Below are 22,441 nucleotides of genomic sequence, written 5' to 3'. Positions count from 1 at the left end.
GCTTCCCATCATGGATCAGCCGGGCTATACGGCTCGCTTCACTGTCGGTCGGGGACGCTCGACGTGAACGCAATTTCGACTGGTCTGGCGCAGCACGCGTCGTTGATTCGCCGGGGACCCATGGCTCAGTTCGATCCACGCCGCCAGCCTGTTCGGCTTGCGCCGCACCTGCTGACCACCTGCGCCGCCGTCGGCATCGCCCTGCTGGCGGGTCGAGGGTTGGAACAGGTGAAGGCCGAGGAGGTTCCACCTCTGACGGCGGAACAGATCGAATTTCTTGAGGCCCAGGCCTACGCCGCCGCCGCCGCTCCGGCCGGCATGACCACCCCGAAGCCATTCCCGTGCAGATTCGTCGCGGCGAGACGTTCGAACAGGCCGTGCGCCGCACCGGCGTCGGCGCCGAAGAAGCGCGCGCCGTGGCCGACACCGTCGCCAGCGCCTTTGACCTCAAGGACCTGCGCGCCGGCCTGAAGTTTGAGACCGCCGTGTCCAAGCCGCGCGGCGGCATGGGCGACGCCCGCCTGATCGGCCTGACCATGCGCACCGGCCCGGCCAGCCAGCTGACCGTGTCGCGCAGCTTCGACGGCGCGCTTCGCCTGCGTTCGCTCGACGAGAAGGTGACCGAGGAAACCGTCGTCGCCAACGACAAGGTTCAGCGCTCGCTGTCCGCCAGCGCCCGCGAACTGGGCGCCACCTCGGCCGTGGTGCGCCGCGCCAGCCAGCTGTTCGCCCACAAGTTCGACATGCAGCGCGACGTGCGCGCCGCCGACGAATTCACCCTCGTCTTCGACCGCAAGGTCACCGAATCGGGCCGCACCGTCGAAACCGGCGAGCTTCTTTACGCCGAGCTGAAGGGCCACGCCTTCTATCGCTTCCAGCCCGCCGGCTCGAAGACGGCCCAGTATTTCGACGCTACCGGCAAGAACACGCGCACCGCCATGATGCGCACGCCGCTGCAGAACTTCCGCCGCGTCAGCTCCAACTTCGGCGTCCGCACCCACCCGATCTCGGGCTATCGCAAGATGCACCAGGGGATGGACTTCGCCGCATCGACCGGCACCCCGGTCGTGGCCCCCGCCGACGGCGTGGTGGTCGAGGCTCGGCGCTGGGGCGGCTACGGCAACTGGCTGCGCATCCGCCACGCCAACGGGCTGGAAAGCGGCTACGGCCACCTGTCGCGCTACGCCTCGGGCATGCGCGCGGGCCAGCGCGTGACCCAGGGCCAGGTCGTCGCCTATGTCGGCTCGACCGGCGCCTCGACCGGACCGCACCTGCACTACGAAATCTGGCGCAACGGCCAGCGGATCAATCCCTCGGGCATCAAGACCCAGGAAGGCACCGTCCTGGCGGGCGCCGACCTGAACGCCTTCCGCGCCGAGAAGGCCCGCATCGACCGCATCATCGCCGCCGGCGGCCAGCGCCGCCCCGCCGCCGTGCAACAGGCCGCCAACGGCCTGCGTCCCGCCGAAGGCTGATACCGGGCAACAGTCGCGCCTCAACCGACCAGTTGCGGCGCGCCTTCCTGATTCGGACACCGCACGCCGTGGACCCGCAGGTCCGCCTCGCCCAGACGCACGCCCAGAAGCTCCAGCAGGGGCTGAACCACCCCGTCCAGAACCGGGCCTAGCGGCGTCAGCAGCCCGCGGACGCTCCCCAACAGTTCGCTGACCGGCAGACTGATCAGGCCTCCCAGCAACTCGACCTTCAGGTCCAGTTTCGTCAGCAGGCTCGCGATCACCCCGTGGCCGAACTGTTTGGAGCCCACTGTCTTGGGTTCGCCCGCGGCGATATCGGCAGCGGTGAAACGCACCTGGCGCCAATCAGGGTCGGCCGCCTCTATGTCCGCCCGGCCGGTCACATTGGCCGCCTTGATGCCGAGAAGCCCCAGGACCGACACCAGAGGCGCAGGCGTGACGGTCAGTTTCGACTTGAAGTCCCGCAGTTTGGTCTTGTCGACGGCGCCGATCGCCGCCCGCGCCACGCCCGTCTTGACCTCCAGCGTTGCACCGGGCCCTGGGGCGCAGTCGATCTGCTTCAGCCGCGCCTGCGCGCTCGCCGCTTCGATCAGGACAGGAAGTTTGATCGCGGTGAGATCCGACAGGGCCTTGGCGGTCGTCGCCTCAAGATAAAGCCGCGTCTGGACCGTGCGGATGATCGGCTCGCCCCTGCTGGTCACCGTCAGCCAGGGCGACCGGTTCGGTCGCTCGCCGATGGCCAGGATGACATCCAGGTCGGCGATGCCGAGCCCCGCGCCCACATCCAGCGCCAGCTGGCGTTCCTTGTTCGCCGTCTGCAGGCTCGCCATCAGCAGGTCAAAGACAGACACCTGGGCGTTCAACCGCTCACGCAGTCCCTGACGGGCGTCGGCCTCCACGCCGATGAGATCGCCGAGTTTCAAACGGGCGTCCGCGGGCGCGCTCGTCAGCTTGCCCAGCGCGCTGCTGGGCCCCGCGCCTGCAATCCGCTCCAGCACGCGCAGGACACGCCCGGTCTCGACCTCATGCTTCAGCAAGGCGTCATAGTCCCCCGCCGTCACCCCCAGGTCCGCCGCCAGCGCGTCCGAAAACTGCAGCAGGCTGACCTCGGCGTCGAGCAGGCTTCTGTAATCCATCAGGGTCAGCGACACCCGGCCTCCCAGAAGGCCCGACAACAGACTGTTGGCCAGCCCCCGTCCACCGACCCCAGCCGCGACCCGATCGAGAACAGGGCTGTCGGCGCGCCGCCGGGCCGCGCGGCCGTCGCTTGTTTGGTGATCGACACCGCATCGCGCCCCAGAACGACGCGGCCAAAGAACAAGGGGCGGGCGCCGTCGCCGTCACCTGCGCGGCGTTGACCTGCCCTTCGGCCGCGAAGAACCTCTGCGACGGCTTCAGCCTGGGGTCCGGCGTGTAGACGCCCGTCTGCACGCTTAAGGTCGCGATATCCGCCAGATTAGCGCGCGCCGGCGCCTCCGCCGCCGCTTCGGCGTGCTGAAGCGACCCCGCGGCCGCCAGGGCCGACAGATCGACCGCGCCCTGCAGCTCACGCCCCTTCAGGACCACCATTCCCACATCGACCGCCAGGGCGGCGCTGACGCAGATCAGCGCGCCGAAGGCCGCCGACATGATCGTCACCCCGCCGCGCCGGTTTCGTCCCAGACGGCCGATCAGATGGCACAGACCGTTCGATCCGTTCACATCAGGCCTCATTGATCTGAATGACGGCGGCGCGACGGATGACCTTGGGCGGCGACACGGTCAGGGGCGCCAGGGCCATCAGAGGGTGATGAGCGGCGTCATAGGCCACCACGACGCGGAAAAACCGACCGTCAACGCTGGTCTCTACAGAAGCGTCTGCGGCCCTCAACCCCAGATTGCGCAGATGCCCCTCGACGCCGTCACGGGCCAGTTGCTCTCGCTCTGCGGGATCGAGCCCGGCGACCGCCGCGCGCGCGCCTTCCGACACCGCCGCCTGAACCGAATGGGCCATCCACAGCCAGCCGCCGTAAACAATCAGGCCCACGACCAGCAGTAGAAAGAAGGGACCGACGATGGCGAACTCGATCGCCGCCGCGCCTGTGCGCCTGCCCGCTACACCAGAACCACACGCCTTCTGCATCGTCGCGCTCCTGACTGAGCAGCGATCATGCGCAACACAACTTAAGGGAGAATGTAGGCGCTGAACAAACCGCGCCCTGTTGCGGCGTCGAAGCTCTGCATGCTGGAGAAAGCGCTGGGAGGTGTTGGAGCGGGTAGCGAGAATCGAACTCGCGACATTCAGCTTGGGAAGCTGACGTTCTACCTCTGAACTATACCCGCATCGCCGAAGCGAGCGCGGAAGATATATGGCGCGGAGCAAAGAAAAGGCCCGGCGAACCGGGCCCCTGATTTTTCTCAGATCTGGCGACGGCCCTTAGTCGCGCACTTCCTCGACCTTGACGCCGCGCTTGGCCAGCATGGTCTGGAGGCTGTCGGCGCCTGCCAGGTGGCCTGCGCCCACCGAGATGAAGGCCGTGCCCGAGCCTTCCAGCAGGGTCAGGATCTGCCGGGTCCAGTCGGCGTTGCGGCGCGTCAGCATGACGTCGTACATTTCAGGCGACTGGGCCTTCATCTCCTGGCCGATCAGGGCGTCAAGGCTGTCGACGTCGCCGGTCGACCAGGCGCCGACCATGCGGCCCAGGAACTCGGGCGCCTGCTCGAACTCCTTCAAGCCGGAGCGCAGCATGGCCAGTTGCGCCTCTTCGGACATGTCGGCGATGAAGCCGATCTGTTGCGCCATCGTCTCAAAGCCCTTGATCGGCTTGCCGGCGGCGGCGGCGCGGGCGTGCAGCACCTGGTCCCCGCCGTTTTGCGGCAGATAGCCGGCCTTGGTGATGCTGGCGATCGCCAGTTGCAGGGCCGCGAACCAGGGACGCAAGGGATCCAGCGAAGCCCCCGTGGAGCCGACCTGGCGTGCGGCGGCGTCGAGGTCGGCCAGTTCTTCAGCCGTCAGCAGGCTGGACAGGGGGCGGTCCGGCGACACGCCCTTGGCCTGAATGATCGGCACGGCGCCGGCTGCATCGTTCAGATCGGCGATCTCGAACCAGTATTCATCGGCGCTGGCGAAGGCCCGGTCCAGGTTGGCGCTGCCCCAAGGCGTCTCGGGCTTCAGCACATGGACGGTGCCGAACAGATAGAGGGTCGAATCCTCGTCCTTCACCACCCACAGGCGCGGGCCGGATCCGGCCGGAGCGGCCACCACCGCGGCGGGATCGACGGCGGCGGGCGCGGCCTGGGCGAAGGCGGGCGTGCTCGGCGCCAGCAGGGCGGCCCCGAGGGCGACGACGGAGACAGAGGCGCAGGCGCGGCTCCAGAGGCGGCGGATCATGGTCGGGCTCCTAAATCGCAGGAAAGAAGGGAGACGCGTCAGCCCTCTTCGTCGATGAAGATGGACTCGATGGGCATCTCAAACAGCCGTGCGATCTTGAAGGCCAGCGGCAGGGAGGGATCGTAGCGGCCGGTCTCCAGCGCATTCACCGTCTGGCGCGAGACGCCCAGTTCCTGCGCCAGGTGCGCCTGGCTCCAGTCGCGCTCGGCGCGCAATACCTTGAGGCGGTTCTTCACGGCGTCCTCCTCATCGGCGTCCCAGCCACCACCAGGCCCAGGCCAGGCCGTAGCCGGCGAGCTGGAACAGAAGAATGGCCATCATGCCGGTCAACAGCAGTTCCGGCGGCGTCTCGCCCGCCCATTGCGGCAGCACGACCTCTTCGCGCCGCAGCGACAGGACCATCAACAGCACGGCGCCGACCGCCATGCCGCTGGTCCCGCCCCAGAACCAGGACCATTTGTGGGCCTCGCGCGCGGCCTCGTCGAGATGACGCCACCACCAGACGCAGATCAGCAGCGCCCCCGCCATCACCAGACTCAGCATCACAGCGGTCATGGCGAAGCCGCCCACGCCGGGCTGGTCGGACAGGATCACGCCCAGGACGCCGCCAATAAGCCCCAGGCCTAGAGAAACGGCGAACACCAGCAGGGCGCCGCGAATCCCAAGCGGCTTGAACGATTTGAACGACATCGGCGCTCTCAGGCAAAAACAGACAAGTTTGTTTGTCAGTCCCAGCGCACCACGTCAAGCGTGTTTGTCACATGCCGCCGTCATTCCGGCGCGTTCAGCAGCTCCGGCCGGCTGAGGGCCCGGGGCGATTGTTCGACGGCGGCCAGTTCGGGCAGTTCCTTGCCTTCGTGGTCGACCTTCAGGTCCTCGAAACGGCGGGCCGAGACCATGACCTGGCTCTCCAGCGAGCCGACGAACTGGTTGTAGCGGCCGACCGCCGCGTCCAGCGCCTTGCCGACCGAGGCGGCGTGGCCGCCCATCACCGACAGGCGCTTGTAGAGCTCCTTGCCCAGGCGGGCGACGTCCTCGGCGTTCCGGGCTTGCTCCTCGGCGCGCCAGCCGTAGGCGACGGCCTTGCACAAGGCGAACAGGGTGGTGGGGGTGACGATGACCACGCGCGAGGCCATGGCCGTGGTCATCAGGTCCGGCTCATGGTCCAGGGCGGCGGCCAGGAAGGCGTCGCCGGGCACGAACATGGCGACGAAGTCGGGGCTGGGTTTGAACTGGTCCTGATAGGCCTTGGACGACAGCTGGCGCACGTGGGTCTTCATGCTGGCGGCGGTGCGCAGGGACATGGCGCGGGCCTGGGCCTCCTCGTCGCCGTCCGCCTCGTCAGGGAAGGCCAGGGAGACCTTGGCGTCGATGACGAACATGCCGCCGCCGGGCAGTTTGACGATGAAGTCCGGGCGCTGCTGGCGGCCCTCGTCATTGGCCGAGGAGTTCTGCTCCTCGAAGTCGAAGCGGCCGGCCATGCCTGCGGCTTCCAGCACGTTGCGGCAGGTCTGCTCGCCCCAGCGGCCGCGCCGGCCGGTGTTGCCTTTCAGGGCCTCGGTCAGGCGCCGCGCCTCGTCGCGGGTGGCGGTGGAGGCGGCCATCAACAGGTTGAGCTGCTCCTTCAGCCCGCCGGTCTCGTCGGCGCGGCTCTTCTCCAGAGCGGTGACGTGCTCCTGAAACTTGGCGAGGGTCTCCGAGACGGGCTTGAGCTGAGCCTCCATGCGCTCGCGCGCGACGCGGTCCTGGGCCTGGAAGGTCTCGGTGGCGCGGGCGACCAGCTTGGCCGCCACGGCCTCGGCCGACTGCGAAGCCTGAGCCTTGAGGAACTCGGCCATGGAGTCCCGGCTCTCCTCCATCAGCTCCAGCCGGGCGTCGGCGGCGTCGAGCGCCCCCTTCGTCTTCTGCCAGCCCATGTAGGCCCACAGGAAACCGCCGCCCGCCATCAGCGCGACGACCAGCAGGATGAGTTCGAGCGTGTTCATGCTCCGTTCCTAGCGGGAGTCGGGAACGGAAGAAAGTCGCCCGTCGGGATCCGGTTCAGGCGGGCCGCCGGGCCCGCAGCGCCTGGATGATGGTGCCGTCGTCCAGCCAGTCCAGCTCGCCGCCGACCGGCACGCCGCGCGCCAGCGACGTGACCTGCACCCCCGCCGCCGACAGGCGCTCGGCCAGGTAATGGGCCGTCGTCTGGCCGTCGACCGTGGCGGGCAGGGCCAGAACGACCTCCTCGCCTCGCCGCCGCCCATTTCGCCGCCTTTGACCCGGCCGATCAGTTCGGCGATGCGCAGCTGTTCGGGGCCGACGCCGTCCAGGGCGGACAGCAGGCCGCCCAGCACATGATACTTGCCGCGGAAGGCGCCCGAGCGCTCCATGGCCCACAGGGCGCCGGCCTCCTCGACCACGCAGATCAGGGCGTTGTCGCGGGTCTGGTCCGAGCAGACCGAGCAGGGATCGCGCGTATCGGGCGCACCGCAGACCGAGCAGTTGACGACCTTGGCCGCCGTCTCGGCCAGAGACGCCGCCAGCGGGGCCAGCAGTTGCTCGCGCCGCTTCAACAGGGCCAGGGCCGCGCGCCGGGCCGAGCGCGGGCCCATGCCCGGCAGCTTGGCCAGCAGGCTGATGAGCCGTTCGATTTCCGGCCCGGCGGAAGCGGCCATCAGAAGAGTTTCGGCATTCCGGGGATGTTCATCCCGGCCATCGGCCCGGCGGCGTCGCGCATCAGAGCGTTGTTGATCTCGTCCAGCTTGCGCTTGGCGTCGGCGTGGGCGGCGACGATCAGGTCGGCCAGAATCTCGCCCTCGCCGGGGGCCATCAGGCTGTCGTCGATCTTCACCGAGGTGATTTCGCCGGGGCCTTTCAGGGCGACGGTGACAAGGCCGCCGCCCGAGGTGCCCTCGGCGGTGGATTCGGCCATTTTCGCCTGGGCGTCCTGCAGCTTCTGCTGCATCGCCTGGGCCTGTTGCATCAGGGCGTTGAGATCTTTCATGCCCCCTAGATAGGATCAAGCGCCGCCCGGCTCCAGACCCCCGCGAAGAAAGCGTGTCGCGGCGCCTTGCGGTTATTCGCTGAGAAATCGCCGGCCGATCCCTTGACGCGTCCGCCGCCCCTCCCTAATTAGCCACACCTGAAGTTGCTAATTAGTTTCTGGAGAAGCCCTAATGGCCTTTGACGCCCTTTCCAACCGTGACGTTCCGGTCTCCGACGCCGTTCTGGCCCGACTGTTCACCGAAGCCCGCACGCACAACGGCTGGAGCGACCGGCCGGTGTCCCAAGACCTGATTCGCAAGCTCTACGACCTGACCAAGTTCGGCCCCACGGCGGTCAACATGACCCCGGCCCGCTTCGTCTTCGTCACCTCGTCGGAAGCCAAGGCGCGCCTGGCCCCGCACATGGCCGAGGGCAACCGCGCCAAGACCCTGGCCGCGCCCGTCAACCTGATCATCGCCCAGGACATCGACTTCCACGACACCCTGCCCAAGCTGTTCCCGCACGCCCCGGGGGTGCGCGACTGGTTCCTGGACGAGGCCGGCCGACGCGAGGCCGCCTTCCGCAACGCCTCGCTGCAGGGCGGCTATCTGACCATCGCCGCGCGGGCGCTGGGTCTGGATGTCGGTCCCATGTCAGGCTTCGACCCGGCGGGCGTGAAGGCAGAGTTCTTCCCCGACAGCAATGTCGAGCCGAATTTCATCATGAACCTGGGCTACGGCACGGACGAGAACCTGTTCCCCCGCTCGCCCCGCCTCGACTTCGAGGAAGCCGCGCAGATTCTGTAAGCGGCATCCTCTCCTCCCCACTTTGTGGGGAGGGGGACCGCGAAGCGGTGGAAGGGCTTAACGACGGCGAAACCCAGACGCCCCTCCGTCTCGGCAGCTCCGCGTCCGATCCACCTCCCCACGCAGTGGGGAGGGGAAACTCAGTCGTCGTCGCCCGCCTCGCCGTCCTCGGGGATGGCGGGCATCTCGACCGCCGGGGCCAGGGTGACGATCTCCTTGATCTCGGCGCCGGGGAAGGCCTGCATGATCGACACCACAAAGGGGTCCGCCTCGACCGCCGCCCGGCGGGCGGCGCGGGCCTTTTTCTCGACCTCGATCAGGGTCTCGCCGCCGCCCTGGCCGTTGGCGGCGATCAGCCAGGTGCGCCCGGTCCATTCCTTCAGACGCCCGGCCAGACGCCGCGCCAGATCGTGGGGCGAGCCCTCGGCCGGTTCATAGGTGATGGCGCCGGGGCGGAAGCTGACCACGCGGACGTAACGCTCCACGTCCATCTGCAGGGTGATTTCGCGCTTCTCGCCGATCAGGGCGACCACCGCCTCGAAAGTCTGCGGATCCGGGAGGGCGGGCGCTTGAACTGGGCGCGCCGCCAGCATGGCCGAGGCGCCGCCGCCTCCGCCGCCCGATCCTCCGCCGCGCGGCCCCGCGCCGCCGCCGGGCACGCCGCCCGACTGGATCGCCTTCAGCGCCTCTTCCGGCCCCGGCAGGTCGGCGGCGTAGGCCAGGCGCACGATGGCCATCTCCACCGCATCGGCGGGATTGGGCGCGCGCCGCACCTCGTCCAGCGCCTTCAGCAGCATCTGCCACGTCCGCGACAGGGTGCCCGCCGAGATGGCCGCGCCCAGCGCCGCCAGCTTCTGCGCCTGATCGCCGGGCAGGCGGGTGGCGTTCGGCCCCAGCATCTTGGCGACCGAGGCCGCGTGGCAGTGCTCCAGCAGGTCGTTGGCCACCTGCACCGGATCGGCGCCGTAGCCATACAGGGTGCGGAAGGTCGTTAGCGCCTCGGCCGTCTTGCCCGCCATCGTCTGTTCGAACAGGGCGATGGTCTGGGTGCGGTCGGCCAGACCCAGCATGTCGCGCACCGTGGCCGTCTCGACCACCGCGCCGCGCTCAGCCTGAACCAGCGCCTGATCCAGCAGCGACAGGCCGTCGCGCACCGACCCTTCGGCCGCGCGGGAAATCAGCGCCAGCGCCTCCTGCTCGATCTTCATGCCTTCGCGTTCGGCGACGCGGCCCAGATGGCCGACCAGAACCTCCGGCTCGACCCGGCGCAGGTCGAAACGCTGGCAGCGGCTCAGGATCGTCACCGGCACCTTGCGGATCTCGGTCGTGGCGAAGATGAATTTGGCGTGCGGAGGCGGCTCCTCCAGCGTCTTCAGCAGGGCGTTGAAGGCCTGCGTCGACAGCATGTGGACCTCGTCCAGCACATAGACCTTGTAGCGGGCCTCGACCGGCGCGTAGCGGACGCTTTCCAGGATATCGCGGATGTCGTTGACGCCGGTGTGCGAGGCGGCGTCCATCTCCATCACGTCCATGTGCTGGCCCGCCATGATGGCGGCGTCGTGCCGGCCGGTGAGGCTCAGCGCCAGGGACGGCTTGTCGATGGTGTCGGTTTCGTTGTTGAGCGCGCGGGCCAGCAGGCGCGCGGTCGTGGTCTTGCCGACGCCCCGCACCCCGGTCAGCATGAAGGCGTGGGCGATCCGGCCTGTGGCGAAGGCGTTGGTCAGGGTCCTGACCATGGCCTCCTGGCCGATCAGGTCCTCGAACGCGCGCGGCCGGTATTTGCGGGCCAGGACGGTGTAGGCCTCGCCCTCGGCGGGGGTCGGCTCGCCCAGCGCCGGGGCGGGAGCGGGCGCGGGCTGGGGCGCGGGCTCCTGCGCCGGTTCAGGCGCGGCGGCCGGCGGCGGCGCGCCGAACATGTCACTGGTGTTGGGGTCGCGCTCTTCGACTTCGGGCGCGTCTTCCTCCCAGGGAGGACCATCGAGACTGTGATCGGCGTCGCTCATGGCCCTGTCTTAGCGCGAAGGGATGCGGTCGCGCACCCCTCGCGAGAAACGGACAAGTGGATCAGCGTCCTGTTGGCTAGTGGGAGGCGGAAACGTCGCAGCCAGCAAACGCTTGGCAGCGTTCCCGACCAAGGTTACGCAAGGCCATGCGCGAACGTCCCACACGGTTGAAGCTTCCGAGTCTGCGACGATGGCTCATCGGCGTGCACACGGATTTGTTAGCCATCCACGAGCATGTGCCAGGCGCCGTTTATCCAGAGCAGCTAACGTTGGTGGAGAAACTCGTCCTCGTGCTGGAGGATCGAAGATTTTTCGATCACTCCGGGAGCGATCTTCGCTCCGTCTGTCGCGAGCTTTTTCGCGCCTTAACTCTCCAGCGCCATGGCGGCGCAAGCACGATCGACATGCAGTTTGTACGCACCGTGACGGGGCGAAAAGAGCGAACCCTTCGGCGAAAACTGTATGAGATTATGCTCTCTAAACTCATTCAGTACCGATACTCGAAGATACGAATTCTTCGTGGTTATCTAAGCTGCGCGTTCTTCGGGTCACACCTGTACGGATCACACGCAGCGTCAGCGGCCATGTACGAAAAGCATCCTGACAGCCTGAACCTCGACGAGGCGTCGGTCATAGCTGCCATGCTTGTGTATCCAAAGCCGCTAAAGCCGACGCCCAAGTGGGCTAACAACATCAGCCGTCGAGCGAACTATGGAAAAACTGTCTATGTCAGACACAAAGAGAAGTTTGATAAGCTCAAAATTTCCGAGCCGCATTATATCTGATTTCTTATAGGTCAATTCTCGACCATAAAAAACTTCCTGACGCCTCTCCTCCGTAACCCGGACCAGAAATCGACTGAAATCTGCTATCTCTCCTCCGATCTCATTTAGACGCCTATCCCACACGCCATATCGGCTGGCTTTAGCTGCCTCCCCGAGCCTAAGCCTACGAATTTCAGCTTCAATCTCGCCACCAACCGCCACAAATTTTTATGGATTCGATTTTCCAGATCGGTCGCGCAATCCCATTTTATCTGGAAGGTAAGTTGCGCGTAATAAGAATAGATCGCCCCATTCCAGGCACCGAGAACGATTCGATAGGATTCTAGCTCATCTTGGTATGCTCCCCTTTTAGGGCCGCGACCAAGTTGCGCATCGCCTCGAGACGCCAACCACAATCCCTTACTAAGGTATCGGTCAGTGCCTTAAGCGCGACGTATTCCTTCTCAAGGCCTGAGAATTGCTGCTGATGAATCCAGTTTCGGTGCTGCCAAAACTGGACAAGTCTGTTGCCAAGAACGGCGGTGAGCAAAGCTCCAACCACCGTCGTAACCAGAGCCATCCATCCAGCCATAAGAGCTCTCCCCCGAACTCAATCCAAGGACGCAATCGACGTCACGGTCAATAGCAACGCCCGCGCCGCGCTAAGCAGCTCGCTACTAAATCCAGCATTTTCTGGGAAAAGGGTGGAGACCGCGACCCGAAGGGGAATTCGTTGTGGCTGCTGCCTTCCGGCCCTGACCAGGTTGGCGAAGCCTTCGCCCGCGATCTCCGAGAGGGGATATGACGGCGGACGGCGCGGGAATCAAGCCCTCCCCTGCGCGGGCGGTCGGGAGTATGAAGCGCCATGCCCTACCGTCACGCCTTTTCCGGCAATCCGCTCGACCGCTCCGGCGACCTTCGCAACGACGCCGCCTGGCTGGCCGAACAGGAGGCCAATCCCGAAGCCCTGGCCATGATCCTGTGGGAGGGGCGGCCGCTGATCGAACTGCATGACGGCGCCGAGCGGCTGGTCTGGCTGTCGCTGGGCCATGCGCGCGACCTGGCGCGCGACCGCGACGTCTTCCTGGGCCTGTGGAAGGGCGCGCCAGTGTTCGCCGCCGAGTTCGAGGGCTCCATCGACCCGACCAGCGGACCGGCCGGCGGCCTGGGCCGCTTCGTCGAGATGCGCGAGGCGGCGCTGGTCCTGCCCGAGGCCGACGCCGGCATCGCCGCCACGGCCAAGAGCCTGTTCGACTGGCGCCGCCGCCACGGCTTCTGCGCCGCCTGCGGCAAGGCGACCGATCAGGCGTCCGGCGGCTGGAAGCGCGTCTGCCCGGCCTGCGGGACCGAGCATTTTCCCCGCGTCGACCCCGTCGTCATCATGCTGCCGATCTACAAGGGCGGCGCCGAGCCCCTGTGCCTGCTGGGCCGTCAGGCCGCCTGGCCAGAAGGCCGGATGTCGGCTCTGGCGGGCTTCATGGAGCCGGGCGAAGCGATCGAGGAGGCCTGCGCCCGCGAGGTGATGGAGGAAGCCGGTCTGACGGTGTCGGACGTACGCTACCACTCCAGCCAGCCCTGGCCCTTCCCGGCTCAGCTGATGATCGGCCTGATCGCCGAGGTCACGACCGACGAGGCCGCCCCCGACCAGACCGAACTGGAAGCTGTCGCCTGGCTGACCAAGGCCGAGGCTCGCGCCGTTCTGGACGAGACCCACCCGACCATCCACGCCCCGCCGCCCTACGCCATCGCCCGGCGGCTGCTGGAAAGCTGGGCGGCGGAATAGGACCCTTCTCCCCTTGTGGGAGAAGGTGGCTCGCGCAGCGAGACGGATGAGGGGTGACTGCGTGTCGGCGTGAAGATTCGCCTGCAACGTCGCCCCATCGTTGTCCAAGCGCGACGCCGACACCCCTCATCCGAGCGCCTTCGGCGCCCACCTTCTCCCACAAGGGGAGAAGGACGAGTCAGACCAACGCCCGCGCCGCCTCCAGATCCGCCGGATTGTCCACCGACAGCGGCGCCTCGTCGATTACTGAGGCCCAGATCTGCAGCCCCATCTCCAGGGCGCGCAGCTGCTCCAGCTTCTCGCGCTTCTCCAGCGGCGAGGGCGGGGCGGCGCAGAAGCGGGCCAGGGCCTGGCGGCGATAGCCGTAGATGCCGACGTGACGCCAGACGGCTCCGTCGCCGTAGAGGGTCGAACGGGTGAAATACAGGGCGCGGCCCGTCGTCGCGCCTTGCGGCAGGGCCAGGACCGCCTTGACCACGTCGGGATTGGTCCGATCCGAAACATCCGCCTCGGCCGCGACCAGGGTGGCGATGTCGCAGGCTGATTCGCGCGCCAGCAGCTCGGCGCAGGCCTGCGCCAGCCCCGGCGAGGCGAAGGGCATGTCGCCCTGAATATTAATGACCACCTCATGGGCGCCGTCGGGGTCGACCGCCTGGGCCGCCGCCAGGATGCGGTCCGAACCGCTGGGCAGGTCCGGATCGGTCAGCACCGCCTCGCCGCCCGCCCCCTGCACCGCCGCGACGATCTCGGGATCGCCGGCCGCCACGGCCACGCGGAAGCCCGACAGCGACGCCTGCTCCCAAGCGCGCACGATCATGGGCTTGCCGCCGATGTCAGCCAGGGGCTTGCCGGGCAAACGGGTGGCGGCCATGCGAGCGGGTATCATTATCAGGGGTTTCATGGTCGCCAAGCGCCTTGAAAACGCCCGGAAACGTCCGGGCCGGTTGCGAAGGTCGCGCTAGCGTGTAAGAGACGCCCACGCAAGAATACGCCTAAGCGCCGCTTTGCGGTCGCGGGGCTCATCTAGAGACGGGATGCGACGACGCGGAATGAGCGGCGATCTGAAGTGGAACAAGATTATGGGCGCGTGCTTGGGCACCGCCTTTGCGATCCTGGTGGTCCAGCAGGTTTCGGGCATGGTCTACCACACCAAGCAGCCCGAAAAGATGGGCTACTTCGTCGACGCGCCGGATGAATCGGCCGCGGGCGCGGCTGAAGCCGCCCTGCCGATCGACTGGGGCACGGTCCTGCCAACCGCCGACCTGGCCGCCGGCGAAGCCGCCTTCGCGCGCTGCCAGGCCTGTCACACCGTGAACTCGGGCGGCGCCGACGGCATCGGCCCGAACCTGTTCGGCCTGGTCGGCGGCCCGGTCATGCACCGCGCCGGCTTCGCCTATTCGGACGCCATGGCCAAGCACAAGGCCGAGGCTCCGACCTGGAACTACGACGAGCTGGATCACTTCATCAACGCGCCGGGCCGCTATGTCCCGGGCACCAAGATGTCCTTCGCCGGCATTCGCGACGAGCAGACCCGCATCAACCTGATCGCCTGGCTGCGCACGCAAGGCTCGGGCGGTTACGCCATCCCGGCGCCGGACCCCGCGCGCCAACCGGGCGCCGCCGCCCCGGCCGAAGGCGAAGCCCCGGCCGCTGAAGGCGCCGCGGCCACCGAAGCTGGTTCGGCTCCGGCAGAGGCCCCGGCCGACGCCCCCGCGACTCAAGCGACGAACCCGGCGCCGCAAGCCTGAGGCTGACGGACGGTAGACGACGGAAAGGCGGCCCTCGGGTCGCCTTTCTTCGTTTCAGGGATCAGGTGGAGGGTTCAGACCCGACGGAAGATCGCAGACGCGAAGCCGTCGGCGGTCAGGCGCGCCTCGACCTCGGCCAAGGTCTCGATCACCACGCCGCCGCGCGCGCCGGTCGCATGAATGATGCGCTCAGCGTCAACCATCAGCGCGGAATGGCCGGTCCAGTCGCCCTCGGCCGAGGACAGCCAGATCGCCAGATCGCCGCGCCGGACGTCGTTTCGCGGCACGGCGCGGCCGAGTTCGGCCTGCTCTGAAGCACGGCGCGGGCCGGGCAGGCCGCAGGCGAACAGAGCCTGCTGCACCAGCCCCGAACAGTCGGTCTCCACCGAAGACCGCGCGCCCAGAGCGTGAGGTCGGCCCAGCAGACGCTCGGCCACAGCGACCAGATCGCGCTCGAAGGCGCCGACAGATTCGAGATCAGCCTCGGCCAGTCCTTGCGCGTCTGCGCCGACCAGGGCGTTCAGCGGCAAGGCGGCGGAAACGGACGCCACGCGCCGGGTCGCCGGGGGCGCGCCGGAGGCCAGAGCCGCCAGCGACACCCACCCCACCACGCCGTCCCGCCGCGCCCGGCCCCAGGCGCGGTCCTCGCGACGCTCCAACACGTCGAAGGCCTCGCCGAACAGCAGCTGATCGATGCGTTGTCCGTCGTCAGCGACGATATCGGCGACCGGCAGGCGGCAGTGAGAGGGATCGGTCGGCCGATAGGCCTCGGCCCGCATCAGACCTTCCAGCGCCTGTTCGGCCAGCACGACACGATCCCCGTCCCGCAGGATCAGGGGCGCGCCAGGCGGCAGCAGGGCCAGGACATCGGTCAAGCGGCGGTCTCTCGACGGCTCGTACAAATCGAACCGTCGACCCTAGGCGTCGATCCCAAAGGGGGCGTTAACAGCCTTGGCTATTTGACGAATTTGTCGCTGAGGTAGCGGAAGCAGGCGCGGATCGCCTGCGCCTCCCCGCCTTCGGGCCAGCCGGGTCGGGCGCGCGGATTCCAGGCGAAGACGTCCATATGCGCCCAGCTTCCCGTCGTCGGGGCGAACTTCTGCAGGAACAGGGCCGCCGTCACCGACCCGGCCTGGGCCCAGGCGGCGGAATCGTTGCGCACGTCGGCGATCTCGCTGTCCAGCGAGGCGCGATAGCCCGCCCACAAAGGCATCCGCCACAGGGGGTCGCCCACGGCCCGGCCGGCGCTCAGCACGCCCTCGGCCAGGGCGTCGTCGTCGGTGTAGAGCGGCGGCAGCTCGGGCCCGAGCGCGATGCGCGCCGCGCCGGTCAGGGTGGCGAAGTCCAGCGTCAGGTCCGGCTGGTGCTCGCCCGCCCGCGTCAGCACGTCGGCCAGGATCAGGCGCCCTTCCGCGTCGGTGTTGCCGATCTCGATGGTCAGGCCCTTGCGGCTGTTCAGGATGTCGCCCGGCCGGAAGGCGTCGGCCGACACGGCGTTCTCGACCGCCGCGACCAGCACCACCAGACGCACCGGCAGCTCGGCCTGCATGATCAGGCGGCCCAGCGCCAGGGCGTGGGCGGCGCCGCCCATGTCCTTCTTCATGTTGCGCATCCCGGCGGCGGGCTTGAGGTCCAGGCCGCCGGTGTCGAACACCACCCCCTTGCCGACCAGGGCCACCAGCGGCAGGTCCGCCCGGTCCAGGTTCCAGCCGATCTCCAGCACCCGCGGCGCGCGGTGCGGGGCGGCGGCGCGGCCGACGGCGTGGACGGCCGGATAGTTGTCTTCGAGCAGGGCGTCGCCGATCGTGACGGTCAGGCTCGCGCCCGCCGCCTCGGCGATCTCGCGCGCAATGGTTTCAAGCTGCAGCGGCCCCATGTCGGCGGCGGGGGTGTCGACCATCTCGCGGGTCAGGGCGCAGGCGCCCGCGATGTTCAGCGTGGCCGCCATATCAAGACCGTCCGGCGCGACCAAGCGGGCGCGGCCGCGCTCCGGTCGGGCCTTGTAACGGTCAAACAGATAGCCCCCAGCGCAAAGGCCAGAGCGGCCGAATGCGCCGCCTCGCCCTCGACGCCCTCCAGTCGCCAGTCGCCCGCAGGCAGGCGCGTCGGCAGGCCGCGCGCGTTCATGGGGTCGAACGCCTCGCCCGCGCCGAACAGGGCCAGCTCCGGCGCGCCGTCGGCGCCGGGGACGACCAGAAGCTGGCCCGACTTGCCGGTGAAGCCGTTGGCCTCGGCCCAGGCGGCGATCCGTCCCTCCAGCGCCGCGCCAGACTTCACGATGCGGACCGGGCGCGCGGCCTCGGCGGCGGCGATCAGCAGTTCGGACTGAGGGGACATAGGGCGACCTTTCCGACGCTTAACGTCGATTAACCAAACCTTGACCCGTCGGCGCGACCCTAGGGGCTGAACCGCCACGGACCCTTCCATGTCGCGCAACGCCGCCCTCGTCGCAACCGTCAGCCTGACGCTTCTGGCCCTCGCCGCCCCGGCCCTGAGCCAGACTGCGCCTGCAGCCCGCGCGCCCGCCGACGCCGCCACGCGCGCGGGCTATGACCGCGCCGACGCCCTCAGCCGCTCGGTGTTCTGGACCCAGGAGCAACAGCTCAACCCGATGGACCCGGTCGCCGGGGTCAAGCTGGCCCAAGCCCTGCGCGAGCTGGGCCAGTTCGATCAGGCGGCCGAGACGGCGCAGGGCGTGCTGGTCGTCCAGCCTGCCAATATCGAGGCCATGCTGGAGGTCGGCCGCGCCCACATCGCGCGCGGCCAGGCCTTCTACGGCATCGCCGCGCTGGAACAGGCCAAGGCCGCCGCGCCGCGCGACTGGCGGCCCCTGTCGCTGCTGGGCGTGGCCTATCAGCAGGTGCGCCGCCCCGACGACGCCAAGGCCGCCTGGGCCGAGGCCCTGCGCCTGTCGCCCGACAACGCCGACGTCCTGACCAACGCCGCCATCGCCCGCATCGGCGAGGGCGACGCGCCCTCGGCCGAGATTCTGCTGCGTCGCGCGGCGGCCCAGCCGGGCGCGGGCCTGCAGGTGCGCCAGAACCTGGCCCTGGCGCTGGGCCTGCAAGGCAAGACCGCCGAGGCCGAAGCCATCCTGCGCCGCGACCTGCCGCCGGAAGCCGCCGACCAGAACCTGCGCTGGCTGGCGGCGCGGATGCAGCCGGGGCAGGCGCCCTCCCCGCCCTCACTGAGGCGTCGCCAACGGCGCGCACATGGTCGTCGCTGCAAGGCGGATAGAACGCGCTCGACGCCTCTCCCTCCCCGTCCCGGGGAGGGTGGTCGGAGCGAAGCGGAGACCGGGTGGGGAGGGCCAGGCGATCCTGGCCTCGACGCGATCCTAGCCTCAGCGCCTGAATAGCCCTGCCGCCCCCACCCGGCTTCGCCTTTCAGGCTCAGCCACCCTCCCCGGGACGGGGAGGGAGAGGCGTCGCGTTCGCAGCCGCTCTTCACCTTCCGCCCGCAAACGCCTATCTTCATCCCGTGATCGACGACCTTTACAGCGCGCGCATCCTGTCGCTGGCGGCCAACCTGCCGCACAGCGGGCGCCTGCCTGCGCCCGAAGGCTCGGCCGAGCGGGTGGCCAAGCTGTGCGGGTCGAAGGCCATCGTCGACGTGGCGCTGGACGCCGATGGCCGCGTCAGCCACTTCGCCCAGACGGTCAAGGCCTGCGCCCTGGGCCAGGCGGCGGCGGGCGTAGTCGGCGAAAACGTGCTCGGCGCCTCAGCGGATGAGATCGAAGCCGCGCGCGACGCCATGTCCGCCATGCTCAAGTCCGGCGGCGACGGTCCCGAGGGCCGCTTCGAAGGCCTGCGCGTCCTGAAGCAGGTCGCCGACTATCCCGCCCGCCACGCCTCGACGATGGTGGCGCTGGAGGCGACCCTGGACGCCGTCAAGCAGGCCCAAGAGAATCGGGCATTGGAAAAGCACCACAGCGATACGCGAACTCGCCTCGCCGGCGCGGCCTGAACGGCGCGTCGGTTGATCCCCCTGCTGTGAAGAGGGATAAGCGCGACGAACCCGCAACAGAGCCCCCGGCGAAGGGACCGATGTCTCTCTACGAACGCAGCGTCCGCGCGGCCCATCGGGGCTATAAGCTGACGCTGTCCCCCTGATCGGCCAGCAGTGCCGGTTCATGCCGACCTGTTCGGATTACGGGCGCGACGCCCTGATCCGGCACGGTCCGGTGCGGGGGATGGCTCACCGTGCGGCGCCTCTGTAAATGCCATCCCTTCGGCGGTTCGGGCTATGATCCCGTTCCGCCCGCCAAGACCGAAAAAGAACGACCGTCATGATCGAACTGAAATCCCCGACGGCGCCGTGCGTCAGTATCTGGCCGGCTCGACGGGCCGCGACGTGGCCGCCGCCATCTCGCCCTCGCTGGCCAAGAAGGCGGCCCTGGTCGTCTGGAACGGCGAGCAGCGCGACCTGGACCGGGTCATCGACGGGAACGGCGACTTCCGCCTGCTGATGCGTGACGATCCCGAGGCGCTGGAGACCATCCGCCACGACGCCGCCCACGTTCTGGCCCAGGCGGTGCAGGAACTGTTCCCCGGCACTCAGGTGACGATCGGCCCTGCGATCGAGGACGGCTTCTATTACGACTTCGCCCGCGACGAACCCTTCTCGACCGACGACTTCCCGAAGATCGAGAAGAAGATGGCCGAGATCATCGACCGGGGCGCCCCGCTGGAGCGTCAGGTCTGGGACCGCGACACCGCCATCGCCCACTTCGAAAGCGTCGGCGAAACCTACAAGGCCGAGCTGATCCGCGACCTGCCCGAGAGCGAGACGATCACCGTCTACAAGCAGGGCGAATGGGCCGACCTGTGCCGGGGTCCGCACTTCCCGACGACCAAGTTCGTGGGCAAGGCCTTCAAACTGACCAAGCTGGCGGGCGCCTACTGGCGCGGCGATTCCAGCCGCGCCCAGCTTCAGCGCATCTACGGCACGGCCTGGGCAAGCAAGGAGGACCTGGACGCCTATCTGCTGCGCATCGAAGAGGCCGAGAAGCGCGACCACCGCAAGCTGGGCCGCGCCATGGAGCTCTTCCACATGCAGGAAGAGGGCCGGGGCATGGTCTTCTGGCACCCCAAGGGCTGGGTGCTGTGGCGCGTGCTGGAGGCCTATATGCGCCGCCGCCTGGACGCCGCCGGATACGTCGAGGTCAAGACGCCGCAGGTTCTGGACCGGAAGTTCTGGGAAGCGTCGGGCCACTGGGACAAGTACCGCCCCAATATGTTCGTCTGCGAAACGGTCGAGGGCGAGACCCTCAGCCTCAAGCCGATGAACTGCCCCGGCCACGTGCAGATCTTCGATCAGGGCCAGCGGTCCTATCGCGAACTGCCGCTGCGCATGGCCGAGTTCGGCGCCTGCCACCGCTATGAGCCGTCGGGCTCGCTCCACGGCCTGATGCGGGTGCGCGGCTTCACTCAGGACGACGCCCACATCTTCTGCCGCGAGGACCAGATCGTCGAGGAGACGGCCGAGTTCATCAAGCTGTGCCGCAGCGTCCACGCAGACCTGGGCATGGAGACCAAATACATCAGCCTGGGCACCCGCCCCGAGCAGCGCGCCGGCGACGACGCGTTCTGGGACAAGGCCGAGGCCCAGATGCTGGAGGCCGCCCGCGCCGCCGGGTCCGAGCCGGTCATCACCGAGGGCGACGGCGCCTTCTATGCGCCCAAGCTGGACTTCATCGTCAAGGACGCCATCGGCCGCGAATGGACCTGCGGCACGATCCAGCTGGACTATGTGCTGCCGGAACGTCTGGACGCGACCTACATCGCCGAGGACGGCCAGAAGCACCGCCCGGTCATGCTGCACCGGGCGATCCTGGGGTCGTTCGAGCGCTTCATCGGCATCATGATCGAGAACTACGCCGGAGCCTTCCCGCTGTGGCTGGCGCCGACCCAGGCCGTGGTGGCGACCATCACCTCGGACGCCGACGGCTACGCCGAAGAGGTTCTGGCCAAGTTCCGGGCGGCGGGTCTGCGCACCGAGATCGATCTGCGCAATGAGAAGATCAACTACAAGATCCGCGAACACTCAGTCGCCAAGGTGCCCGCCATCGCCGTGGTCGGCCGCAAGGAGGCCGAGGAAGGCAAGGTCGCCATCCGCCGCTTCGGCTCCCAGGCCCAGACCATCGTTACGGTCGAGGAAGCCATCGCCATGCTGACGGACGAGGCCCTGGCGCCGGATCTGAAGCGCCTGCGCGACGGCCAAGGCTGACCATGCTTTCTCCTCCCCACTGAGTGGGGAGGGGGACCGCGTAGCGGTGGAGGGGCCTTGCGACAGCAGAGCCAAGCAGCCCCTCCGTCTCGGCGGCTACGCCGCCGATCCACCTCCCCATTGCATGGGGAGGAGAAAGTCGCGTCGGGTCGAGAAGGCGGAGCCTTCTGACCGCGACCCAGCATCAGGCGGTCTTCTCCCTCGCGCCGAGCCGGGCCATAAGCCCCCATGGCCACCACCCTCTACATCGACGCCGACGCCTGCCCCGTAAAGGAGGAGGTGTACCGCGTGGCTCGCCGCTGCGGCCTGAAGGTCTTCGTGGTGTCCAACGCCTGGATCAACACGCCGCGCGAGCCTCTGATCGAACAGGTGGTCGTCGATGCCGGGCCGGACGTGGCCGACGACTGGATCGCCGAGCGCGCGGGGCGCGGCGACATCGTCATCACCGCCGACATCCCCCTGGCCGACCGCTGCCTGAAGTCGGGCGCCCAGGCGCTGAAGGCCAACGGCCAGCCGTTCACGACGGACTCCATCGGCTCGGCCCTGGCCGGGCGGATGATCGGCGAGCACCTGCGTTCCATGGGCGTGCCGACCAGCGGCCCCCGCCCTTCTCGGCCGCCGACCGCTCGCGCTTCCTGCAGGCGCTGGACGCGGCCGTCGTGCGGGCGCGCAGAGAGGCGTCAAGAGAGGCGTCATGAGCCGCATTCCCGAGGAGGAGCTGGAGTTCCGCTTCTTCCGCGCCGGCGGTCCGGGCGGCCAGAACGTCAACAAGGTCTCCACCGCCGTGCAGATGCGGTTCGACGTCAAGAACTCGCCCAGCCTGACCGAGCCGGTGAAGGCGCGGCTGATGAAGCTGGCGGGCAGCCGCCTGACGCTGGACGGGGTGATCCTCATCAGCGCCGTGCGCTTCCGCACCCAGGAGCGCAACAAGGCCGACGCCATCGAGCGGCTGGAGGCCCTGGTCGCCGAAGCCTCGATCAAGCCGGTCTATCGCGTGCCGACCCGGCCGACGCGGGCGTCCAAAGAGCGACGGCTGAAGGCCAAGTCCAGCCGGTCCTCGATCAAGAGCGGACGCGGCAAGCCGTCGCTGGATTAGGCCCCCTCACACTCCGTCATCCTCGGGCTTGACCCGAGGATCCAGCCATCCGCGCGCCCCACCCCGGACAACAGGAGCGCGTCCTTGCCCTCGATCCTCGGGTCAAGCCCGAGGATGACGGAGGAGAAGACGACGGACGAAAGACCGGGGAACGCCTTTAGTCCTGCGCCGGGCGAAACAGCAGGGCGGCGATCAGGTCTT

At 68.4% G+C, this 22,441-nt stretch carries 21 protein-coding genes, 1 tRNA gene, 1 other RNA gene and 4 pseudogenes; 11 read left to right on the top strand and 16 right to left on the bottom strand.

What is annotated here, in order from left to right; translation table 11 throughout:
• Positions 1-341: 341 nt before the first annotated feature.
• On the top strand, positions 342-1,475 hold the full coding sequence (locus V8F63_RS06455) for a peptidoglycan DD-metalloendopeptidase family protein (RefSeq protein ID WP_392354818.1): 1,134 nt from the start codon (positions 342-344) through the stop codon (positions 1,473-1,475).
• A 20-nt stretch (positions 1,476-1,495) separates the two neighbouring features.
• On the opposite strand, the gene V8F63_RS06450 is transcribed toward V8F63_RS06455, so the two are convergent.
• The 10 genes and pseudogenes from V8F63_RS06450 to V8F63_RS06405 form a co-directional block, all read right to left on the bottom strand.
• Positions 1,496-2,626 carry a hypothetical protein gene (locus tag V8F63_RS06450; RefSeq protein WP_392354817.1) on the bottom strand — a complete coding sequence of 377 codons (1,131 nt, stop codon included), beginning with the start codon at positions 2,624-2,626 and terminating at the stop codon, positions 1,496-1,498.
• Positions 2,517-3,104, bottom strand: coding sequence for a TadG family pilus assembly protein (locus tag V8F63_RS06445; protein ID WP_392355051.1), 588 nt, complete (start codon positions 3,102-3,104; stop codon positions 2,517-2,519). The genes V8F63_RS06450 and V8F63_RS06445 overlap by 110 nt, the downstream gene beginning before the upstream one ends.
• 73 nt (positions 3,105-3,177) lie before the next feature.
• Positions 3,178-3,597, bottom strand: coding sequence for a TadE/TadG family type IV pilus assembly protein (locus V8F63_RS06440; protein ID WP_392354816.1), 420 nt, complete (start codon positions 3,595-3,597; stop codon positions 3,178-3,180).
• Positions 3,598-3,722: 125 nt separating this feature from the next.
• Positions 3,723-3,797: transfer RNA gene (locus tag V8F63_RS06435), tRNA-Gly, on the bottom strand.
• Between the two features lie 94 nt (positions 3,798-3,891).
• Positions 3,892-4,845 (bottom strand): TraB/GumN family protein, encoded by a 954-nt coding sequence (locus V8F63_RS06430; RefSeq protein ID WP_392354815.1) that lies wholly within the window; start codon positions 4,843-4,845, stop codon positions 3,892-3,894.
• A gap of 38 nt (positions 4,846-4,883) precedes the next feature.
• The gene (locus V8F63_RS06425; RefSeq protein ID WP_025976128.1) at positions 4,884-5,081 is read right to left on the bottom strand and encodes a helix-turn-helix transcriptional regulator; all 198 of its coding nucleotides are present in this window, start codon (positions 5,079-5,081) and stop codon (positions 4,884-4,886) included.
• Positions 5,082-5,091: 10 nt separating this feature from the next.
• Entirely contained in the window at positions 5,092-5,535 is a 444-nt protein-coding gene (locus V8F63_RS06420; RefSeq protein WP_253122946.1) for a hypothetical protein, read from the bottom strand.
• Positions 5,536-5,615: 80 nt separating this feature from the next.
• Positions 5,616-6,830: a DNA recombination protein RmuC gene (locus V8F63_RS06415; protein WP_312449257.1), complete on the bottom strand. Its 1,215-nt coding sequence runs from the start codon at positions 6,828-6,830 to the stop codon at positions 5,616-5,618.
• 55 nt (positions 6,831-6,885) lie between these two features.
• A pseudogene (recR, locus tag V8F63_RS06410) lies at positions 6,886-7,502 on the bottom strand (recombination mediator RecR).
• Entirely contained in the window at positions 7,502-7,831 is a 330-nt protein-coding gene (locus V8F63_RS06405) for a YbaB/EbfC family nucleoid-associated protein (protein WP_025976124.1), read from the bottom strand. The pseudogene recR and the gene V8F63_RS06405 overlap by 1 nt, the downstream one beginning before the upstream one ends.
• Before the next feature lie 172 nt (positions 7,832-8,003).
• Here V8F63_RS06405 and V8F63_RS06400 point away from each other — a divergent pair, with 172 nt between their 5' ends.
• A complete protein-coding gene (locus V8F63_RS06400) occupies positions 8,004-8,618 on the top strand; it encodes a malonic semialdehyde reductase (RefSeq protein WP_392354814.1) in 615 nt (204 codons plus the stop codon).
• Positions 8,619-8,758: 140 nt separating this feature from the next.
• Here the strand turns inward: V8F63_RS06400 and V8F63_RS06395 are convergent, their stop codons facing one another.
• Positions 8,759-10,621 carry a DNA polymerase III subunit gamma/tau gene (locus tag V8F63_RS06395; protein WP_392354813.1) on the bottom strand — a complete coding sequence of 621 codons (1,863 nt, stop codon included), beginning with the start codon at positions 10,619-10,621 and terminating at the stop codon, positions 8,759-8,761.
• Between the two features lie 146 nt (positions 10,622-10,767).
• Here V8F63_RS06395 and V8F63_RS06390 point away from each other — a divergent pair, with 146 nt between their 5' ends.
• On the top strand, positions 10,768-11,406 hold the full coding sequence (locus V8F63_RS06390) for a biosynthetic peptidoglycan transglycosylase (RefSeq protein ID WP_392354812.1): 639 nt from the start codon (positions 10,768-10,770) through the stop codon (positions 11,404-11,406).
• 322 nt (positions 11,407-11,728) lie between these two features.
• Here V8F63_RS06390 and V8F63_RS06385 read toward each other — a convergent pair whose 3' ends face one another.
• Together V8F63_RS06385 and ffs are read right to left on the bottom strand one after the other, a co-directional pair.
• Positions 11,729-11,965, bottom strand: coding sequence for a hypothetical protein (locus V8F63_RS06385; RefSeq protein ID WP_392354811.1), 237 nt, complete (start codon positions 11,963-11,965; stop codon positions 11,729-11,731).
• Positions 11,966-12,085: 120 nt separating this feature from the next.
• Positions 12,086-12,179, bottom strand: an RNA gene (gene ffs, locus V8F63_RS06380) — signal recognition particle sRNA small type.
• 71 nt (positions 12,180-12,250) lie between these two features.
• Between ffs and nudC the strand changes: the two genes are divergently transcribed.
• Entirely contained in the window at positions 12,251-13,168 is a 918-nt protein-coding gene (gene nudC, locus V8F63_RS06375) for an NAD(+) diphosphatase (RefSeq protein WP_392354810.1), read from the top strand.
• Between the two features lie 178 nt (positions 13,169-13,346).
• On the opposite strand, the gene V8F63_RS06370 is transcribed toward nudC, so the two are convergent.
• A complete protein-coding gene (locus tag V8F63_RS06370) occupies positions 13,347-14,069 on the bottom strand; it encodes a 3-deoxy-manno-octulosonate cytidylyltransferase (RefSeq protein ID WP_392354809.1) in 723 nt (240 codons plus the stop codon).
• 148 nt (positions 14,070-14,217) lie between these two features.
• Between V8F63_RS06370 and V8F63_RS06365 the strand changes: the two genes are divergently transcribed.
• Complete coding sequence (locus V8F63_RS06365) at positions 14,218-14,916, top strand: cytochrome c family protein (RefSeq protein ID WP_025976118.1); 699 nt, start codon at positions 14,218-14,220, stop codon at positions 14,914-14,916.
• 74 nt (positions 14,917-14,990) lie between these two features.
• Here the strand turns inward: V8F63_RS06365 and V8F63_RS06360 are convergent, their stop codons facing one another.
• Complete coding sequence (locus tag V8F63_RS06360) at positions 14,991-15,791, bottom strand: NlpC/P60 family protein (protein ID WP_392354808.1); 801 nt, start codon at positions 15,789-15,791, stop codon at positions 14,991-14,993.
• 80 nt (positions 15,792-15,871) lie between these two features.
• Positions 15,872-17,253 (bottom strand): annotated as a pseudogene (locus V8F63_RS06355) (leucyl aminopeptidase family protein).
• A gap of 88 nt (positions 17,254-17,341) precedes the next feature.
• On the opposite strand from V8F63_RS06355, the gene V8F63_RS06350 reads away from it, so the two are divergent.
• The 6 genes and pseudogenes from V8F63_RS06350 to arfB all read left to right on the top strand — a co-directional run bounded on the left by V8F63_RS06350 (position 17,342) and on the right by arfB (position 22,240).
• Positions 17,342-18,274: a hypothetical protein gene (locus V8F63_RS06350; RefSeq protein WP_392354807.1), complete on the top strand. Its 933-nt coding sequence runs from the start codon at positions 17,342-17,344 to the stop codon at positions 18,272-18,274.
• A 122-nt stretch (positions 18,275-18,396) separates the two neighbouring features.
• Complete coding sequence (locus tag V8F63_RS06345; protein ID WP_025976114.1) at positions 18,397-18,882, top strand: iron-sulfur cluster assembly scaffold protein; 486 nt, start codon at positions 18,397-18,399, stop codon at positions 18,880-18,882.
• An 80-nt stretch (positions 18,883-18,962) separates the two neighbouring features.
• A pseudogene (yidD, locus tag V8F63_RS06340) lies at positions 18,963-19,208 on the top strand (membrane protein insertion efficiency factor YidD).
• Positions 19,162-21,144, top strand: coding sequence for a threonine--tRNA ligase (gene thrS, locus V8F63_RS06335; RefSeq protein WP_392354806.1), 1,983 nt, complete (start codon positions 19,162-19,164; stop codon positions 21,142-21,144). Before yidD ends, thrS begins: the two are co-directional and overlap by 47 nt.
• Positions 21,145-21,372: 228 nt before the next feature.
• Positions 21,373-21,842, top strand: a pseudogene (locus V8F63_RS06330) (YaiI/YqxD family protein).
• The gene (arfB, locus tag V8F63_RS06325) at positions 21,839-22,240 is read left to right on the top strand and encodes an alternative ribosome rescue aminoacyl-tRNA hydrolase ArfB (RefSeq protein WP_025976111.1); all 402 of its coding nucleotides are present in this window, start codon (positions 21,839-21,841) and stop codon (positions 22,238-22,240) included. Before V8F63_RS06330 ends, arfB begins: the two are co-directional and overlap by 4 nt.
• Positions 22,241-22,441 lie beyond the last annotated feature (201 nt).

It is taken from the genome of Brevundimonas sp. LF-1, assembly GCF_037055305.1.
Classification (GTDB): domain Bacteria; phylum Pseudomonadota; class Alphaproteobacteria; order Caulobacterales; family Caulobacteraceae; genus Brevundimonas; species Brevundimonas sanguinis.
This window is presented reverse-complemented; position numbering and strand designations above follow the sequence as displayed.

Bases quoted from the DNA above. Each gene is read 5' to 3' on its own strand.
- V8F63_RS06445 (WP_392355051.1), bottom strand. From the start codon at position 3,104: ATGTCGGCGGCCTTCGGCGCGCTGATCTGCGTCAGCGCCGCCCTGGCG.
- V8F63_RS06440 (WP_392354816.1), bottom strand. From the start codon at position 3,597: ATGCAGAAGGCGTGTGGTTCTGGTGTAGCGGGCAGGCGCACAGGCGCG.
- V8F63_RS06430 (WP_392354815.1), bottom strand. From the start codon at position 4,845: ATGATCCGCCGCCTCTGGAGCCGCGCCTGCGCCTCTGTCTCCGTCGTC.
- V8F63_RS06420 (WP_253122946.1), bottom strand. From the start codon at position 5,535: ATGTCGTTCAAATCGTTCAAGCCGCTTGGGATTCGCGGCGCCCTGCTG.
- V8F63_RS06415 (WP_312449257.1), bottom strand. From the start codon at position 6,830: ATGAACACGCTCGAACTCATCCTGCTGGTCGTCGCGCTGATGGCGGGC.
- V8F63_RS06405 (WP_025976124.1), bottom strand. From the start codon at position 7,831: ATGAAAGATCTCAACGCCCTGATGCAACAGGCCCAGGCGATGCAGCAG.
- V8F63_RS06400 (WP_392354814.1), top strand. From the start codon at position 8,004: ATGGCCTTTGACGCCCTTTCCAACCGTGACGTTCCGGTCTCCGACGCC.
- V8F63_RS06395 (WP_392354813.1), bottom strand. From the start codon at position 10,621: ATGAGCGACGCCGATCACAGTCTCGATGGTCCTCCCTGGGAGGAAGAC.
- V8F63_RS06390 (WP_392354812.1), top strand. From the start codon at position 10,768: ATGCGCGAACGTCCCACACGGTTGAAGCTTCCGAGTCTGCGACGATGG.
- V8F63_RS06385 (WP_392354811.1), bottom strand. From the start codon at position 11,965: ATGGCTCTGGTTACGACGGTGGTTGGAGCTTTGCTCACCGCCGTTCTT.
- nudC (WP_392354810.1), top strand. From the start codon at position 12,251: ATGCCCTACCGTCACGCCTTTTCCGGCAATCCGCTCGACCGCTCCGGC.
- V8F63_RS06370 (WP_392354809.1), bottom strand. From the start codon at position 14,069: ATGAAACCCCTGATAATGATACCCGCTCGCATGGCCGCCACCCGTTTG.
- V8F63_RS06365 (WP_025976118.1), top strand. From the start codon at position 14,218: ATGAGCGGCGATCTGAAGTGGAACAAGATTATGGGCGCGTGCTTGGGC.
- V8F63_RS06350 (WP_392354807.1), top strand. From the start codon at position 17,342: ATGTCGCGCAACGCCGCCCTCGTCGCAACCGTCAGCCTGACGCTTCTG.
- thrS (WP_392354806.1), top strand. From the start codon at position 19,162: ATGATCCCGTTCCGCCCGCCAAGACCGAAAAAGAACGACCGTCATGAT.
- arfB (WP_025976111.1), top strand. From the start codon at position 21,839: ATGAGCCGCATTCCCGAGGAGGAGCTGGAGTTCCGCTTCTTCCGCGCC.